Here is a 14,760-nt window from a genome sequence, read left to right as displayed (position 1 = left end):
CCTTCATTGTTCACTTTTTGAATACTGACCATTCTGTGACCGGCCACTATGACGCGACAATCGATGCGCCCATATTCGGCCCAACAGAGCGGCAGGGGCCGCGGCAAGCGAAAGGAGCAAGACGATGCTCAACCAGATCAAGGGCCTGCACCACGTTACCTCGATGGCTGGGGATGCGGCTGAAAACAACCGGTTCTTCACCCACAAGCTCGGCCTGCGCCGGGTCAAGAAGACAGTCAATTTCGACGCGCCCGACGTCTACCACCTCTATTATGCCGATGAGCTGGGCACGCCCGGTTCTGTCATGACCTATTTTCCGTTCCCGAACATCGGCAAGGGCCGTCCCGGGGTCGGCGAGGTCGGCACCACTGTGTTCTCCGTTCCCGAGGGTACGCTGCCCTTCTGGGAGAAGCGCTTCACCGAGCAGGACGTCAGCGGACTCGCGCGTGACGAGCAGTTCGGCGAGAAGCGCCTGAGCTTCGCCGGTCCCGATGGCGACGGTTTCGCGCTTGTCGAGGCCAAGGGCGACAGCCGTGCGCCCTGGATCAAGGGCGGCGTCGGCAATGACGAGGCGATCCGTGGCTTCCACTCGGCTTCGCTCAGGCTGCGCGATGGCGGGGCGACCGAAGAGCTTTTGAAGTTCATGGGCTATGAGACGGTCGACACGTCAGGCAACATCAAGCGGCTGGCGTTGAAGGACGGCAATGGCGCCGACGTCATCGACATCGAGACGTTGCCGGGTGCGTCCTTCGCCGGTCTCGGTGCGGGATCAGTGCACCACATCGCCTTTGCTGTCGAGAATCGGGCCAAGCAGCTCGAGGTGCGCAAGGCGCTGATGGAGACGGGCTACCAGGTGACGCCGGTGATCGACCGCGATTATTTCTGGGCGATCTACTTCCGCACCCCCGGTGGCGTGCTGTTCGAGATCGCGACCAACGAACCCGGCTTCGACCGCGACGAGGACACCGCCCATCTCGGCGAGGCTTTGAAGCTGCCGTCGCAGCACGCGCATCTCAGGGATTATCTGGAAAACAACCTGCAGCCGCTGGGCGACTGAGGAGGGACCGATGAGCAAGGACGCTTACATCCACAAGGTGCTGCCGGGGGAACCCGGCGGACCGCTGGTCTTTGCCTTCCACGGCACCGGCGGCGACGAGAACCAGTTGCTTGGCTTTGCCCGTGAGCTGGCGCCGGGGGCGACCATCGTGTCGCCGCGCGGCGACGTCTCCGAAATGGGTGCGGCGCGCTTCTTCCGCCGCACCGGCGAGGGCCTCTACGACATGGAGGATCTCGCCAGGGCGACCGGCAAGATGGCCGAATTCGTCAAGACGCATGTCGCGGCAGTGGAGCCGTCGCAGGTGCTGGCGCTCGGCTATTCAAATGGCGCCAACATCCTGGCCTCGGTGCTGTTTGCCGAGCCCGATTTGTTCGATGCTGTCGCACTGATGCACCCGCTAATCCCGTTTGCGCCTGACGTGAAGGGCAGCCTCAGCGGCCGGCATGTGTTGATCACGGCGGGGCGGCGCGATCCGATCTGTCCGCCTGACCTGACGAGCCGGCTCGACGCCTGTTTGCGGCAAGCCGGCGCCGATATCAGTCTCGAATGGCATGACGGCGGCCACGAGGTGCGGCCCAACGAAATCGAAGCGGTGAAAAGCCTTTTCGCCGGCGTGACAAAAGGAGCGGCAGCATGACTGAAGAACTGGCGGCGATCGAGCGCGAGGACCGCGGCAGCAAGGGACGTTATGTCATACGCGGTGCCGGCGGCGCCGATGCGGAGATGACCTACAGCAATGTCAGCGAGACGCTGTTCATCATCGACCACACCGAGGTGCCCGATGCGTTCCGCGGCCAGGGCGCCGGCCTGAGGCTGGTGACGCGGGCGGTCGAGGACGCGCGCGCGGCGGGCAAGAAGATCATCCCGCTCTGCCCGTTTGCGGCGGCGCAATTCCGCCGGCACCCCGAATGGGCCGACGTGCTCAACAGCTGACATTGAGAGTTGTTGTCTGGCGTCGGCCAGGCAGCAGCATAGCGATCGCGAAAGGCCGGTGCAGGCGACTGCATCGGCCTTTCGTTTCTTTTCGAATGTGCCTGAATTTCAGGCAGGCTGTTACAAAGGCGATTCTGTCTGTTTCTCGAAATGGTACAGCCTCCAGGTGGAAATGACTGAAATTGCGACTGTTTGTGACCGATTAGACAGAAATGCTGACTGTTTGTGATGTTTATCGGTTGTTGCATTAGGCGTCACTGATCAGCATCGCTGTGTTACAAAGCGCGATTACATTCACATTAACAGGGGAATGAAATTTAACGAAAAGAGCTGCCCAATGTCCGGTTCCACCCAGCTTGCCGAGTTCGACCACAAGTTCCAGCCGCGTTCACACATCTATCGCCGCCCGCGCCTTGCCATCCGCCAGCGTGCCAACGATCACCCGATGGCAATGTTTTCGATTTTCGTATTTGCCTCGCTGGCGTCGATGGCCCTGGCGCCGACCAGTGGTCCGGCCTTTGCCTCGATGGGCACGCGGCTCGGTGCGTTCGAGGGCGCGCACACGACCGCCAAGACAGACCGGCTGCCGCTGTCCGAGACCGATATCGCCTGCCGCGGGCAGGCCTGGGGCGCCGAAAGCAAGATCTGCGTCGAGACCATCGCCAAGGAAACCGGCATGCGCGAAGCCCGTAAGGTCAGGCTGATCGCCAGTGCCGAGCCGGTCCGCACCACGCCCAACATCTTCTAGCGCTCTCCGAGCGCTGCCACCTATCCCCGCGCCTGCACAGATATCCTCCAGCGCGTACCTCCCCCGCGGCCTCGGCTGCGGGGGCTTTTTTTGTTCCGGTGTCGGCCGGCCTTAGTCTCTCGGGACGATGCAGCAACGACCGTCGTCGCGCGACCGTCGTACCCTCAAGCGAGGGGAGCAGCGATGGGCCGCGTCGAAGGAAAAGTTGCGATCGTCACCGGAGCGGCGTCAGGCATGGGCGAGGCGAGCGCCAGGCTGCTGGCCCGCCAGGGTGCCGCCGTCGTCGTCAGCGACCTGCAGGCCGACAAGGGCCGCCAGGTCGCCGAGGCGATCAGGATCGCCGGTGGACGCAGCCTCCATGCCGAACATGACGTAACCTCGGAAGCAGGCTGGCAAGAGGTGATGGCAAGGACGCTCGAAGCATTCGGCGGGCTCCACATCCTGGTCAACAATGCCGGTGTCGGCGCGCCCTTCGGCAGCGTCGAGGACCTCAGCCTCGACGACTGGCGCCAGGTGATGGCCGTCAACATGGAGGGCGTGTTCCTCGGCACCAAATATGGCATCGAGGCGATGCGAAGGACCGCCAAGGGCGGGTCGATCGTCAATTTTTCGTCGACCATGGGCCTTGTTGGAAGCCCGTCGACGGCTGCCTATGTCGCGAGCAAGGGTGGGGTGAAGCTGTTCACAAAGTCGGCCGCCTTGCACTGCGCCAAGCAGCGCTACGGCATCCGTGTCAACTCGATCTGTCCCGGCTGGATCCGCACGCCGATGTCGTCGGGCGCGCTGGACAAGCTGGCTGCGAGCGGCGAAGGCAACAAGGCGGTCGAGCTGACGCCGCTCGGTCGGGTCGGCGAACCCGAGGACGTCGCTTACGGCGTGCTCTATCTCGCTTCGGACGAATCGGGCTTCGTGACCGGCACCGAACTGGTCATCGACGGCGGCTACACGGCGCAGTGAGCTCAGGCTCCGTCGGCGACCTGTTCGCTGACGGCGCTGAGCGCGCTGCGAACGTCGAAAGTGCTGAACGGCTTTTCCAGAATATGCGGCTTGAGGTTGGGCGGCAGCTGCTCAAGCTCGGCTTTGGCGCCGATCAGGTCGCCGGTGACGAGCACGAAGCGTGGCGCCATCTCGGGCTGTGTCGCGACGATGTCGCGGAAGATGGTGATGCCGCTGCGGTCGGGCATGCGCAAATCGGAAAAGATGATGTCGGGCTGATCGGCGAGCGCCTCCGAGACCGAGTCCCAGGTCGAAACGATGCGCGACTTGACGCCCATCAGTTCGAGAATGTCGGCCAGCGAAGCGGCAACGTCGGGCTCGTCGTCGATGATGACCGCATGGCGCAGCCCGCTCGACTTCGGCGTCGCTTCGAGCATCGTGCCGTGGCCGTCGCCCATCGGCGGCAGTTCGACGACGAAGCGGGCACCCGTCGGCATCACCGGCTCGAACCAGACCTTGCCGTTGTGGCGGTCGACGATGGCCTTCGAGATGGACAGGCCGATGCCGGTGCCGACGCCGACCGGCTTGGTGGTGAAATAGGACTCGAAGATGCGGTCGCGGATCGCCTCTGATATGCCGGGGCCGGTGTCCTCGACCGAGAAGCCGGCGCTGCCGTCGGCATTGCGGAACGTCCTGACGCGAATGATGCGGTCGCCGGGTGCCGCGGCCAGCGCATGTTGGCTGTTGACCAGGAAGTTGGCGGCCACCTGGGTCATGTGGTCGGCGTCGGCCATGACGCTCAGCGTGCCCGGCACCAACTCGGTGGCAATGCTGATGCCGCTGGAACGCGCGCCATAGGCGGTGACTTCGAGGGCGGCGCGGATGACCTGGTTGAGGTCGGTCTCGGCGCGCGAGGTCGGGTGCAGACGGACCATGCCGAGGAAACTCTTGACGATGCGGCCGCAGCGTTCCGCGGCCGCCCGCACTTTCTCGGCGCGGACCTTGGTCTGAGGGTCGTTGGCAAATTCATGCAGCAGCGTCGATTGCGCCACCACCACGGCGAGCGGATTGTTGAGCTCGTGCGAGACGCCGGCGAGCAGCGAGCCCATTGCCGCCATCTTTTCGTTCTGATGCAGCTTTTCGCGCTGGCGGTTGATTTCTTCCTCGGCGCGGTGCTTTTCCCTGAGGTCGCGGATCGAGCCGAGCACGAGGCGTCGGTCGGCGAGCCGCATCTCGTTGGCGGTGAGCTCGATCGGAATGATCTCGCCCGACGCGTTCTGGGTCACGGTCTCGAGCCGGTGGCCGACCATCGGCGAGCCACGCCCGGCCAAATATTCGGCACCGTTGTTGTAGCCCTTGCGGTAGTAGGTGGGGATCACCGTGTCGAGCAGGTCCTTGCCCAGGATTTCGTCGCGGGTCCAGCCGAACATCTTCTCGGCCGCCGGGTTGAACTCGATGATCGAGCCGGTCTCGTCGACCACCATGATGGCGTCGAGCGAGGCCTGCAGCATCGTCCGGCGGATGATCTCACTGACATGATACTCCGACAGCGAACGCTCGATGGCATCGCCAAGGGCGGCCGCAATGATCTCGAGTGCTGCGATTTCGTCGTCGTTCCAGTGGCGCTCGACGATGCAGTCATTGACGGCGAGCGTGCCCCAGAGATGGCCATGCGCCGACACCGACACCGACAGGAACGACTTGATGTGCTGCTTTTCGAAGTCATTGCGCAGGAAGCCGCTGAGGTCGCGGGTCAGGCCGGTGAAGATCTTGCCCTGGCGGCCTTCCTCGGCGAGGCGTTCAAGCAGCGGGTCGGAATCGACAAGCGTCTGGTTGATCGTCGTCGGCGGCGCAGCGACGGCGTCGATCTTCGGGTCGACCCAGAATGCGGCGATCGACTGCGCGAAGCCCTGGCCGGGCACGTCGCGCAGCCGAAACAGGATGGTGCGATGACCGCCGAAACCTGTAGCGAGACTGCGCAGGATCGTGTCGATCTCGATCTGCCAATCCTGGGCTGCGCGCAGCCGGCGCACGATCTGCCCGGCCACGATGGTGGGGCTCGGCGTGCCCGACGGGTTGTCGGTGCGGGAGACGGTCAACAATGTCATCGCGGTTCCTGGCGGGCCCGGAGGCTTTGGTGCGCCATGCGTCCAATAGGACGCATAAAGGACGCTCCAGTTTCATAATCTGCGCATCGTGCTTTCCGAAAATCGACCGCGATTACCGGGTCGATGCGCTAGTAGCCTTCGCTGCCGGGCAAGGAGAAGATGTAGCCTTCGCCACGCACGGTGCGCAGAAATTTCGGGTTCGCCGGATCGTCTTCGATTTTCTTCCTCAGGCGCATGATGCGAATGTCTACGGCGCGTGAGGATTCGGGGTCTTCGGCAAAGCCGATGGCCTCGGAAATCGTGGTTCGGCTGAGCAGCCGGTTGGGCCGCGTCAGGAAAACCTCGAGCATGTCGAATTCGCTCTTGGCGAGATCGATGATGGCGCCACTGCTGCCGGTGACGAGGCGACCGTCGAGGTCGGCCTGGAACGGCCCGAAGGCGATGGTGCGGCGCGGCGGCTGGGCGGCCAGCAGCGACTGCCGGTAACTCTCGGGCTGCGGCACGCGCCTGATGACCGAGCGCACGCGGGCCAGAAGTTCGCGCAGTTCGTAGGGCTTGACCATATAGTCGTCGGCGCCGATCTCGAGGCCGACGATGCGGTCGAGCGCCGTGCCTGCGGCGGTGGCGTAGATGATGCCGATCGGCATTTTCGCCCTGAGCCAGCGGCCGAGCGACAGCCCGTCTTCGCCGGGCATGGCGATATCCAGGATGGCAAGCTGGAATTGTTCGGTTTCGATGATGCTGCGCAGGGCAGCGGCACTCTCGACAGCAGTCACGTCGAAGCCGTTCGCGCCGAGATATTCGGCGACGGCATCCCTCAGGTCGGGCTCATCTTCGACGATGACAATCCGAGCGCGCAGTTTAGTCTCGCCTCCGCTACCGGCGGAAAGTAGATTGGGTATAAACATGATGTCCAGCGATCATTTCAGGTGGGCAGTTGCCAATGGCTTCCTGCCTCGTTAGGGGCGATTTTGGGATAGGGGCGAGGCGACTGGGGACCCATCCCCGGCCGAGCGCATCCCTGGGCATTTTCTTGCCACGGCAGGCGCCGCGCAGTCCGCGCCGGCAGGCCATGGTCGCACTGAGGCTGACGATGCGGGGTGGAACGTGGCTGGAAGATCGGTCGTAGCGCTTATCGCCATTGCGGAGGTGATTGCCTCCGACCTGACCGATCATCTCGAACGGCGCGGCCATGACGTGCGTTGTGCCAAGCGGCTGTGGGAGGCCGAGCCGCTTTTGTCGGCGAAGGGGATCGATGTCGTCGTTGTCGGCGACGGCGTGACGCCGGCCGAGGGGCGTGACCTGCTGCGCCGTTTCGGCGGCGAGGGCGGTCCCGACTTCGTGCTGATCTGCCGACCCGGTGAACTGGTCGACAAGGTGCTGGCGCTCGAACTTGGCGCCGCCGATGTCGTGGAGAGCCCTCTCGTGGTGAGGGAGCTCGCCGCGCGCATCGGCGGCCTCCTCACGCGCCGGGGACGCGGCACGCAGGAATTGGTGGTGCTGGAGAATTCGACGGTCGACCTGCGCTCCGCACTCGTCATGCACAGCACCGGCGAGGAAGAGCAGCTGTCGCCCGGCCAGATCGCGCTGCTCAAGCTGTTCCTGTCGCAACCAAGGCGCGTGCTGACCCGCGACGACATCATGGCGGCGGCGCCGGCTGAAAGTGCCGATGCCTTCGACCGCTCGATCGACTCGCGCATCGTGCGCCTGCGCCGCAAGCTCGACACCGAAAGCATCACGACCATCCGGGGTTCGGGCTATCGTTTCGACCCCCCGACAAGGACGGCCGGCCAGGAGGCCGGCACAACCACTCCAACCGAAAACCCGAACTGATGACGCCGAGTTGACCAAAATGTCAGCTTGCCGGAGCAACGACCGCCGGCGCGGCCATCTCGACAATCGCCGTCTCTTCGGCATGGGCCCTGTCCTTGAGGAGCACGCTCGCTACGCCCGCGAAGCCAAGCAGCCCCTGGGCATAGAGCAGTGCCGAAAGCACCGATGCTGCGAATTGTCTCTTCATTGCAGTGGCCCCGTTTTCCGTTTCAGGGGTTCAATCAAAAATGGCTACCGAGATACCCGCGCCGCCTGACCTGCCGTGGACGGCGCGGGTATCCTGTCCTCGCTGCGAATGACGCGCGAGGGTCTGCTCACCCAGGCCAGGCACCCACGCCCATGGACCCGGCCGATGTGCAGAGTTGCGACGAACAAGGCTGCTGCGAAGAAGATGGCTGCGGAGGCCACCGGCGCCATGTCCTGCACCGGTGGCAATTCAGCTGCCATAGCGTTGCCCGGACTGGCCAGAAAGCCGATTCCTGACAGAATCGCCGTAGCGACGCCCACCCGCAGGAACCATCTCGCAGCCAGCCGTTTCGCGCTCATCCAACCTTCGCAACGTTCGTTTCGTCGTGGCTGAATGTGCCGGCCGGCTGTATCGGGAAGATGCCGCCGGATGGCCTTTAGGGCTTCCGAATGTTTCAAGGACGTTGCCGGGCCGGCCGGCGCTTGCCTTGCGCTTTCAGCGGCATAACCCGGCGTCATATCAAATGAATCATAAGCGGCGGCGGCCTGCGAGCGCTGCTTCAGCCCAGTTTGCGTCGCCGCGCGGCTGTTGCAAACCTAGGGACGTCAATGACTGCGAAACCAAACTTGGCAATTTGGAAACGAATATGAAACGTAAAGAATATCTAAACGAAATATGTCTGAAACACGGCTCTGGCAAAAGACGTCCATTCCGAAAATGCATTTTTACTGCCGGCGCGGCCGGCTCAAGGGGGACGTCATGAATTCCGAACTGAAGAAGCGCATAATCAACATGGCCGCCATCGCAATGACCGGCGCTGCACTGCTGCTGGCTGCCGGCCAGGGCAGCGCCTTTGCCGCGAGCAAGATCGTGGCGCGGGTGTCGATCAGCCAGCAGCGCATGCATGTCATCATCGATGGTCGATCGGCCTTCATCTGGAAAGTGTCGACTGCGGGCCGCGGCTATGTCACGCCGAAGGGCTCCTACAAGCCGACGCGCATGCACGAGATGTGGTATTCGAAGAAGTACGACAATGCGCCGATGCCGCATTCGGTGTTCTTCAATGGTGGCTACGCCGTACATGCGACCAACCACATCAGCCGCCTCGGCCGCCCGGCCTCGCATGGCTGCGTGCGCCTGCACCCCGACAATGCGGCCGACTTCTACGAGTTGGTCCAGGCCTATGGCCCGTCCAACACCAGCATCCAGATCGTCAACTAGGCATTCGGGCCAGCCCGGGCGGGCGCGATCCGTCTCGGCTAAAGCGCGTTGTTGACAAACCAGTCGTAGGTCGAGCGGATGCCGCTTTCGAGTTCGATGCGCGGGCGCCAGCCGAGATGGGCGAGCTTGTCGCCGCTCATCAGCTTGCGCGGCGTGCCATCCGGCTTTGACGTGTCGAGGGCGATGCGGCCCTCGAAGCCGACGACACGCGCCACGGTCTCGGCCAGTTCAAGGATCGTTACGTCGGTGCCGGAGCCGACATTGACGTGCTGGTCGCCGGAATAGGACTTGAGCAGGAACACCATGGCGTCGGCGGCGTCGTCGACATGGAGGAACTCGCGCCGCGGCGTGCCGCTGCCCCAGATCGTCAGTTCGGCCGCACCAGACAACTTGGCCTCATGCGCCTTGCGGATCAGCGCCGGAAGGACGTGGCTGGACGTGAGATCGAAATTGTCGCCCGGGCCGTAGAGGTTGGTCGGCATCGCCGAGATGAAGTCGGCCCCATGCTGCTTGCGATAGGCTTCAGCAAGCTTGAGGCCGGCGATCTTGGCGATGGCGTACCACTCGTTGGTGGGTTCGAGCGCGCCGGTGAGCAGCGAATCCTCCGCGATCGGCTGCGTCGCGAATTTCGGATAGATGCAGCTCGAACCGAGGAACAAAAGCTTTTCCACGCCGATCTTGTGCGCGGCATGGATGACGTTGGTTTCGATCGCCAAGTTCTCGTAGAGAAACGCGGCGGGATAGGTGGCGTTGGCGAGGATGCCGCCGACCTTGGCGGCAGCGAGCAGCACCGCTTGTGGGCGGGTCTCGCCCAGCCAGGCCTCGACCTCGGCCTGCCGGGTCAGGTCGACGGTGTCGCGCCCGGCGGTGATGACTTCGCAGCCTTCCCGTGCGAGGCGGCGCATAAGCGCTGAGCCGACCATGCCGCGGTGTCCGGCGACCCAGACGCGCTTGCCGGCGAGCGGATAGAGGATGTCAGCCATTGCTGCGCTCACCGGTTTTTGCCAGCGCGCGACGATCTTCTCGAACCATCTCGGCCACCAGCTGGTCGAAGGTGGTGTTGTGGTGCCAGCCAAGCGCCTGCCGTGCCTTGGAGGCGTCGCCGAGCAGATAGTCGACTTCGGTCGGGCGGAAGTAGCGCGGGTCGATCTCGACGAGAACGCGGCCGGTGGCGCTGTCCATGCCGGTTTCGCCGACACCCTCGCCGCGCCATTCGATGCTGGTGCCGATCTCGGCGAAGGCCTTTTCGACAAAGGTGCGGATCTTGTGGGCTTCGCCGGTGGCGAGCACATAGTCGTCGGGCTTGTCCTGTTGCAGCATCATCCACATGCCGAGCGCGTAGTCGCGGGCATGGCCCCAGTCGCGCCGGGCGTCGAGATTGCCGAGATAAAGCCGGTCCTGGATGCCGGCCTCGATCGCCGCCACGGCGCGGCTGATCTTGCGGGTGACGAAGGTTTCGCCGCGCAGCGGGCTTTCATGGTTGAACAGGATGCCGTTGGAGGCGTGGATGCCATAGGCTTCGCGGTAGTTGGCGACGATCCAGTAGGCGTAGAGCTTGGCGGCGGCGTAGGGCGAGCGCGGGGCGAAACCCGAAGTCTCGTTCTGCGGCGCCGGGATGTTGCCATAGAGCTCGGAGGTCGAGGCCTGGTAGAAGCGCGTCTTGCCGACGAGACCGAGCAGGCGGATGGCTTCCAGCAGCCTGAGCGGCCCGAGCGCATCGGAGTTGGCGGTGTATTCGGGCGTCTCGAAGCTGACCTGGACGTGCGACTGGGCGCCGAGATTGTAGATCTCGTCCGGTTGCGTTTCCTGCACGATGCGGATCAGGTTGGTGGCGTCGGTGAGGTCGCCATGATGCAGGATCAGCCTGGGGTCGGCGACATGCGGGTCTTCGTAAAGATGCTCGATGCGGCCGGTGTTGAAGGACGACGAGCGGCGCTTGATGCCGTGGACGACATAACCCTTCGATATCAGGATCTCGGCGAGATAGGCGCCGTCCTGTCCGGTTACACCGGTGATCAGCGCCACCTTGCCGTTCTTTGCCGGCGCTGATTTCTGCTCGTTCGACATTCCGTTTCCTTGCCCGATTCCTGCGGTTCCTGCGTGCGGCGCACCCTAGAGATGTTGAGTGCACTGCGAAAGAGGCGGCTTTGGGGTCATGCGCCGAGTGCGCTTTCCCGGGCATTTCTGCATGTTTTGCCGCAGCAACATTTTGTGCATTGCACGGCAGTGCATATTTGCGGCATGCAAGGATTGTCCAATCGAGGTTGATGAAGCCAGCAATGGCAAAATTTGGCCATTTCAGACAAAATCATATGTTTTGCACGGCTGTGCAAATTTTTGCAGAATCTGGATTGACATGAACGTACCGTCGATGGAATGAATATGCCAACAGGCACGGGAATGTGCCGCACCGCCGGGAGGCGGCGGTGGTGTCGGAAGCAGGATGGGTGAGGTGTGTCCGGGCGGCTCAAGCTGCGGGGCGCAAGGTCCGCTTCGAGGCGCCCAACGGAGGAGAATTCATGCTCATGCCATCGCATGCAGGCCATGCAGTGCATCTGCGCCGGGTCGTCCCCGGTGACGTGTGCAGCAGCCATGACGGAATCTGCCGGCGGGGCGTGACCTCGTGAGCGGCCAATCGCAGAGTTCTGTCCAGACGGTGGTGAAGCCGGCGACCGTAACCCACGGGACTGTGGCTACCCTGAAGTCGCCGACCCGCTCACAGCGCCTGCGCTACCGGACCAAGGTGGCGCTGCGCGAGCCGACGACGATCATCGGCGTGCTCGCCGCGGCACTGTTTGCCTATCTCATCGTGGTGCCGATCATCTCGATGCTGTCGGATGCGATGCGGGTGCAGTTCGGCGACGAACGCCGCATCAAGCAGGATGTCGGCGAACTGACCTGGTACTACATCGACCGCGTCTTTCTCTCGCGCATCTCGCACGACCTGTTCTGGGAGCCGCTGGTCAACACGCTGAGCGTGGCGGCCGGCGCTATCACGCTGTCGATGCTTGTCGGCGGCACGCTTGCCTGGCTGCTCAGCCGCACCGACATGTTCGGCCGCCGCTGGTTCGCCACCGCCCTCATCGTGCCCTACATGCTACCGGCCTGGACCTTCGCACTGGCCTGGACGACCCTGTTCAAGAACCGAACCGTCGGCGGACAGCCCGGCTGGCTGGAATCGATCGGTTTTTCGCCGCCCGACTGGCTGTCCTACGGCCAGTTGCCGGTGACAATCATCCTGGCGCTGCACTACTCGCCCTTCGTCATCCTTTTGTTCGGCAACGCGCTGCGCCGCTTCGACTCGCAGCTCGAGGACTCGGCCCGGATTCTCGGCGCCGGCAGGCTGACGGTGGCCCGCAAGATCATCATGCCGCTGATGCGCCCATCGCTGATGTCGGCGATGGTGCTGATCTTCGCCAAATGCCTCGGCGAGTTCGGTGTGCCCTACGTGCTCGGCCTGCCGGTCAATTTCGACGTCCTGGCGACCTCGCTCTACCAGAACATCTCGTCGCGCCAGGTCGGCGTGGGAGCGGTGCTGGCAGGCGCCATCATGCTGATCGGCATCGTCACCATCACCATCGATGCCCGGCTGATGCGCGAGGCGCGCCGCTTCGTCACCATCGGCTCGAAAGGCTCGATGAACCGGCTGAGCCCGCTCGGCATCCTCAGGCTGCCGGCGACCGGCTTTGCCGCGCTGATGTTCCTGCTCAGCGTCGGCCTGCCGATCGGCACGCTGTTCCTGTCGACTGTGATGCGGGTGCCCGGCCAGTTCAACCTCGACAATTTCACGTTCGACTACTGGATCGGCACCAACCTCAACACTGTGGCGCTGCAGACCGGCATCCTGCTCAGCCCGGATCTTTGGAACGCAGCCTGGAACAGCTTGCGCATCGTCGGTGTCGCCTCGATCACCTCAGGTATCCTCGGGCTGCTGGTCGGTTATGTGGTGGCGCGTACCCCGGTAAAGCCGCTCGGCACCTTCCTGCGTCAGGTGACGTTCCTGCCTTATCTGGTGCCCGGCATCGCCTTTGCAGCTGCCTATCTGTCGCTGTTTGCCGTGCCGCGCGGACCGATCCCGGCGCTCTACGGCACGACGCTGATCCTGATGCTGGCGCTGATCGCCGACCAGATGCCCTATGCCTCGCGCGCCGGCATCGCCGCCATGACACAGCTCGGAAAGGATCCGGAAGAGGCGGCTCAGATCGCCGGCGCCGGCTGGTTCCGCCGCATGATCTCGATCGTCATTCCGATCCAGAAGGGGTCGCTGACGACGGGCATCCTGTTGCCTTTCATCTCGGGCATCAAGGGTCTCAGCCTGTTCGTCGTGCTGGCGGTTCCTTCGACCGACGTGCTGACCACCTATTCGCTCCGGCTCGTCGACTACCACTACACGCAGGCCGCCAACGCCGTCGTGCTGATCATCGCCGGCCTCGCCTATTTCGGCGCGCTGCTCGGCCAGAAGCTGACCAAGACCAATCTCGCGCAAGGACTGGGGAACTGACATGCCGAAGATCAACCTGAGCGGCGTCGAGAAGAACTACGGCGGCAATTCGGCCAACGCGGTGGCCGATCTCGATCTCGAAATCGGCGATGGCGAGTTCATGTGCCTGTTGGGCCCATCCGGCTGCGGCAAGACCACGACATTGCGCATGATCGCCGGGCTGGAGCATCTGACGGCGGGCGAGATCCGCGTCGGCCAGCGTGTCGTCGATTCGGTCGTCGATGGCGTGTTCGTGCCGCCGGAAAAGCGCGAGATGGGGTTGGTCTTCCAGAGCTACGCGCTGTGGCCGCATCTGACCATCGAGCGGAACACCGACTTCGGCCTGCGCCTGCGCAAAATGCCCAAGGCCGAGCGCGAGCAGCGCGTCGACCAGGTGATGAAGACACTTGGCATCGAGAAGTATCGAGATCGCTATCCCTCGCAACTGTCTGGCGGCCAGCAGCAGCGCGTGGCGCTGGCCCGCATGCTGGCGGTCAATCCGGAGGTGCTCTTGCTCGACGAGCCGTTGTCCAACCTGGATGCCGCTCTTCGTCTTGAGATGCGGGCCGAGCTCAAGCGGCTGCACCGCGAGTTCAAGACCACCATCGTGTTTGTCACCCACGACCAGTGGGAGGCAATGACGCTGGCCACCACCATCGCGGTGATGAGCGAGGGTGAGCTGCAACAGGTCGGGACGCCCAACGACATCTACGAGCGGCCGGCCAACCGCTTCGTGGCGCAGTTCGTCGGCAATCCGCCGATCAACATCGTCGAGCTGGGTGATGGAAAATCGGAGGTGTCGCAGCTCGCCAATGCCTATCTCGGCGCGCGTTTCGCTGAGTTGCGCGACGCGGGCTCGATCGGCATCCGACCGGAGGCGATCCGGCTGGCTGATGCCGAGCGCGGCGTGGCCGACGGCGCCGTTGCCGGCCAGGCCGAGGTGACCGGCATCCTGCCCACCGGCGGCAGCTGGATCATCGAGCTCACCGCTGGCGGCGAGAAGCTGTTCATGACCACGCACCAGTCGCCGGAGGTCGAGGTCGGCGAGGCCGTGACCTGGTGGGCCAAATCAAAGGCGCTGCATGTCTTCGACAAGGCAGGCCAGCGCATGGAAGTGGCCGACAGGCTGATGCGGCCGGCGAAGCTGCATTGAGGAGAATTCCCTTCGGGCGGTGGAGGACTGCCCCGGGGCGAAGCAAGCAGGACCATCGGGAACGACACGGCCGGCATGGCGCCGGCCTGACAAGGGAGGAGAGA

14 protein-coding genes are annotated in these 14,760 nt (G+C 63.8%); 9 read left to right on the top strand and 5 right to left on the bottom strand.

What is annotated here, in order from left to right; genetic code table 11:
* Positions 1 to 124 precede the first annotated feature (124 nt).
* From Amn_RS24110 to Amn_RS24090, 5 genes are all read left to right on the top strand, one after another.
* Entirely contained in the window at positions 125 to 1,057 is a 933-nt protein-coding gene (locus tag Amn_RS24110) for a VOC family protein (RefSeq protein ID WP_067957341.1), read from the top strand.
* A 10-nt stretch (positions 1,058 to 1,067) separates the two neighbouring features.
* Positions 1,068 to 1,694: an alpha/beta hydrolase gene (locus tag Amn_RS24105; RefSeq protein WP_286292539.1), complete on the top strand. Its 627-nt coding sequence runs from the start codon at positions 1,068 to 1,070 to the stop codon at positions 1,692 to 1,694.
* Positions 1,691 to 1,990, top strand: coding sequence for a GNAT family N-acetyltransferase (locus Amn_RS24100; protein ID WP_067957347.1), 300 nt, complete (start codon positions 1,691 to 1,693; stop codon positions 1,988 to 1,990). Before Amn_RS24105 ends, Amn_RS24100 begins: the two co-directional genes overlap by 4 nt.
* A gap of 337 nt (positions 1,991 to 2,327) precedes the next feature.
* On the top strand, positions 2,328 to 2,738 hold the full coding sequence (locus Amn_RS24095; protein ID WP_286292536.1) for a hypothetical protein: 411 nt from the start codon (positions 2,328 to 2,330) through the stop codon (positions 2,736 to 2,738).
* A gap of 183 nt (positions 2,739 to 2,921) precedes the next feature.
* Positions 2,922 to 3,695: a glucose 1-dehydrogenase gene (locus Amn_RS24090; RefSeq protein WP_154385670.1), complete on the top strand. Its 774-nt coding sequence runs from the start codon at positions 2,922 to 2,924 to the stop codon at positions 3,693 to 3,695.
* Positions 3,696 to 3,697: 2 nt separating this feature from the next.
* Here the strand turns inward: Amn_RS24090 and Amn_RS24085 are convergent, their stop codons facing one another.
* Entirely contained in the window at positions 3,698 to 5,782 is a 2,085-nt protein-coding gene (locus Amn_RS24085) for a PAS domain S-box protein (protein ID WP_067957355.1), read from the bottom strand.
* Between the two features lie 128 nt (positions 5,783 to 5,910).
* Positions 5,911 to 6,690 carry a response regulator gene (locus tag Amn_RS24080; protein WP_154385668.1) on the bottom strand — a complete coding sequence of 260 codons (780 nt, stop codon included), beginning with the start codon at positions 6,688 to 6,690 and terminating at the stop codon, positions 5,911 to 5,913.
* Positions 6,691 to 6,889: 199 nt separating this feature from the next.
* Here Amn_RS24080 and Amn_RS24075 point away from each other — a divergent pair, with 199 nt between their 5' ends.
* The gene (locus Amn_RS24075; protein WP_067957358.1) at positions 6,890 to 7,615 is read left to right on the top strand and encodes a response regulator transcription factor; all 726 of its coding nucleotides are present in this window, start codon (positions 6,890 to 6,892) and stop codon (positions 7,613 to 7,615) included.
* Between the two features lie 22 nt (positions 7,616 to 7,637).
* Here Amn_RS24075 and Amn_RS24070 read toward each other — a convergent pair whose 3' ends face one another.
* Positions 7,638 to 7,802, bottom strand: coding sequence for a hypothetical protein (locus Amn_RS24070; protein ID WP_169808315.1), 165 nt, complete (start codon positions 7,800 to 7,802; stop codon positions 7,638 to 7,640).
* A 759-nt stretch (positions 7,803 to 8,561) separates the two neighbouring features.
* Between Amn_RS24070 and Amn_RS24065 the strand changes: the two genes are divergently transcribed.
* Positions 8,562 to 9,023 (top strand): L,D-transpeptidase, encoded by a 462-nt coding sequence (locus tag Amn_RS24065; RefSeq protein WP_067957364.1) that lies wholly within the window; start codon positions 8,562 to 8,564, stop codon positions 9,021 to 9,023.
* Positions 9,024 to 9,061: 38 nt separating this feature from the next.
* On the opposite strand, the gene fcl is transcribed toward Amn_RS24065, so the two are convergent.
* Together fcl and gmd are read right to left on the bottom strand one after the other, a co-directional pair.
* Positions 9,062 to 10,006: a GDP-L-fucose synthase gene (fcl, locus tag Amn_RS24060; protein ID WP_286292527.1), complete on the bottom strand. Its 945-nt coding sequence runs from the start codon at positions 10,004 to 10,006 to the stop codon at positions 9,062 to 9,064.
* Entirely contained in the window at positions 9,999 to 11,090 is a 1,092-nt protein-coding gene (gene gmd, locus Amn_RS24055) for a GDP-mannose 4,6-dehydratase (RefSeq protein WP_067957370.1), read from the bottom strand. The genes fcl and gmd overlap by 8 nt, the downstream gene beginning before the upstream one ends.
* A 592-nt stretch (positions 11,091 to 11,682) precedes the next feature.
* Between gmd and Amn_RS24050 the strand changes: the two genes are divergently transcribed.
* Together Amn_RS24050 and Amn_RS24045 are read left to right on the top strand one after the other, a co-directional pair.
* On the top strand, positions 11,683 to 13,524 hold the full coding sequence (locus Amn_RS24050) for an ABC transporter permease (RefSeq protein ID WP_376775246.1): 1,842 nt from the start codon (positions 11,683 to 11,685) through the stop codon (positions 13,522 to 13,524).
* Position 13,525: 1 nt separating this feature from the next.
* Positions 13,526 to 14,656 carry an ABC transporter ATP-binding protein gene (locus Amn_RS24045; RefSeq protein WP_067957374.1) on the top strand — a complete coding sequence of 377 codons (1,131 nt, stop codon included), beginning with the start codon at positions 13,526 to 13,528 and terminating at the stop codon, positions 14,654 to 14,656.
* The last annotated feature ends 104 nt before the right edge of the window (positions 14,657 to 14,760 follow it).

The organism is Aminobacter sp. Y103A, from assembly GCF_030294925.1.
In the GTDB taxonomy this organism is placed as follows: Bacteria; Pseudomonadota; Alphaproteobacteria; order Rhizobiales; family Rhizobiaceae; genus Aminobacter; species Aminobacter ciceronei.
Note: the sequence above shows the minus strand (reverse complement) of the source record. Positions and strands in the feature narration are given on the sequence as shown.

Coding starts and splice junctions, on each gene's coding strand:
- Amn_RS24105 (WP_286292539.1), top strand. CDS start 1,068: ATGAGCAAGGACGCTTACATCCACAAGGTGCTGCCGGGGGAACCCGGC.
- Amn_RS24110 (WP_067957341.1), top strand. CDS start 125: ATGCTCAACCAGATCAAGGGCCTGCACCACGTTACCTCGATGGCTGGG.
- Amn_RS24070 (WP_169808315.1), bottom strand. CDS start 7,802: ATGAAGAGACAATTCGCAGCATCGGTGCTTTCGGCACTGCTCTATGCC.
- Amn_RS24085 (WP_067957355.1), bottom strand. CDS start 5,782: ATGACATTGTTGACCGTCTCCCGCACCGACAACCCGTCGGGCACGCCG.
- gmd (WP_067957370.1), bottom strand. CDS start 11,090: ATGTCGAACGAGCAGAAATCAGCGCCGGCAAAGAACGGCAAGGTGGCG.
- Amn_RS24080 (WP_154385668.1), bottom strand. CDS start 6,690: ATGTTTATACCCAATCTACTTTCCGCCGGTAGCGGAGGCGAGACTAAA.
- Amn_RS24045 (WP_067957374.1), top strand. CDS start 13,526: ATGCCGAAGATCAACCTGAGCGGCGTCGAGAAGAACTACGGCGGCAAT.
- Amn_RS24100 (WP_067957347.1), top strand. CDS start 1,691: ATGACTGAAGAACTGGCGGCGATCGAGCGCGAGGACCGCGGCAGCAAG.
- Amn_RS24095 (WP_286292536.1), top strand. CDS start 2,328: ATGTCCGGTTCCACCCAGCTTGCCGAGTTCGACCACAAGTTCCAGCCG.
- fcl (WP_286292527.1), bottom strand. CDS start 10,006: ATGGCTGACATCCTCTATCCGCTCGCCGGCAAGCGCGTCTGGGTCGCC.
- Amn_RS24065 (WP_067957364.1), top strand. CDS start 8,562: ATGAATTCCGAACTGAAGAAGCGCATAATCAACATGGCCGCCATCGCA.
- Amn_RS24090 (WP_154385670.1), top strand. CDS start 2,922: ATGGGCCGCGTCGAAGGAAAAGTTGCGATCGTCACCGGAGCGGCGTCA.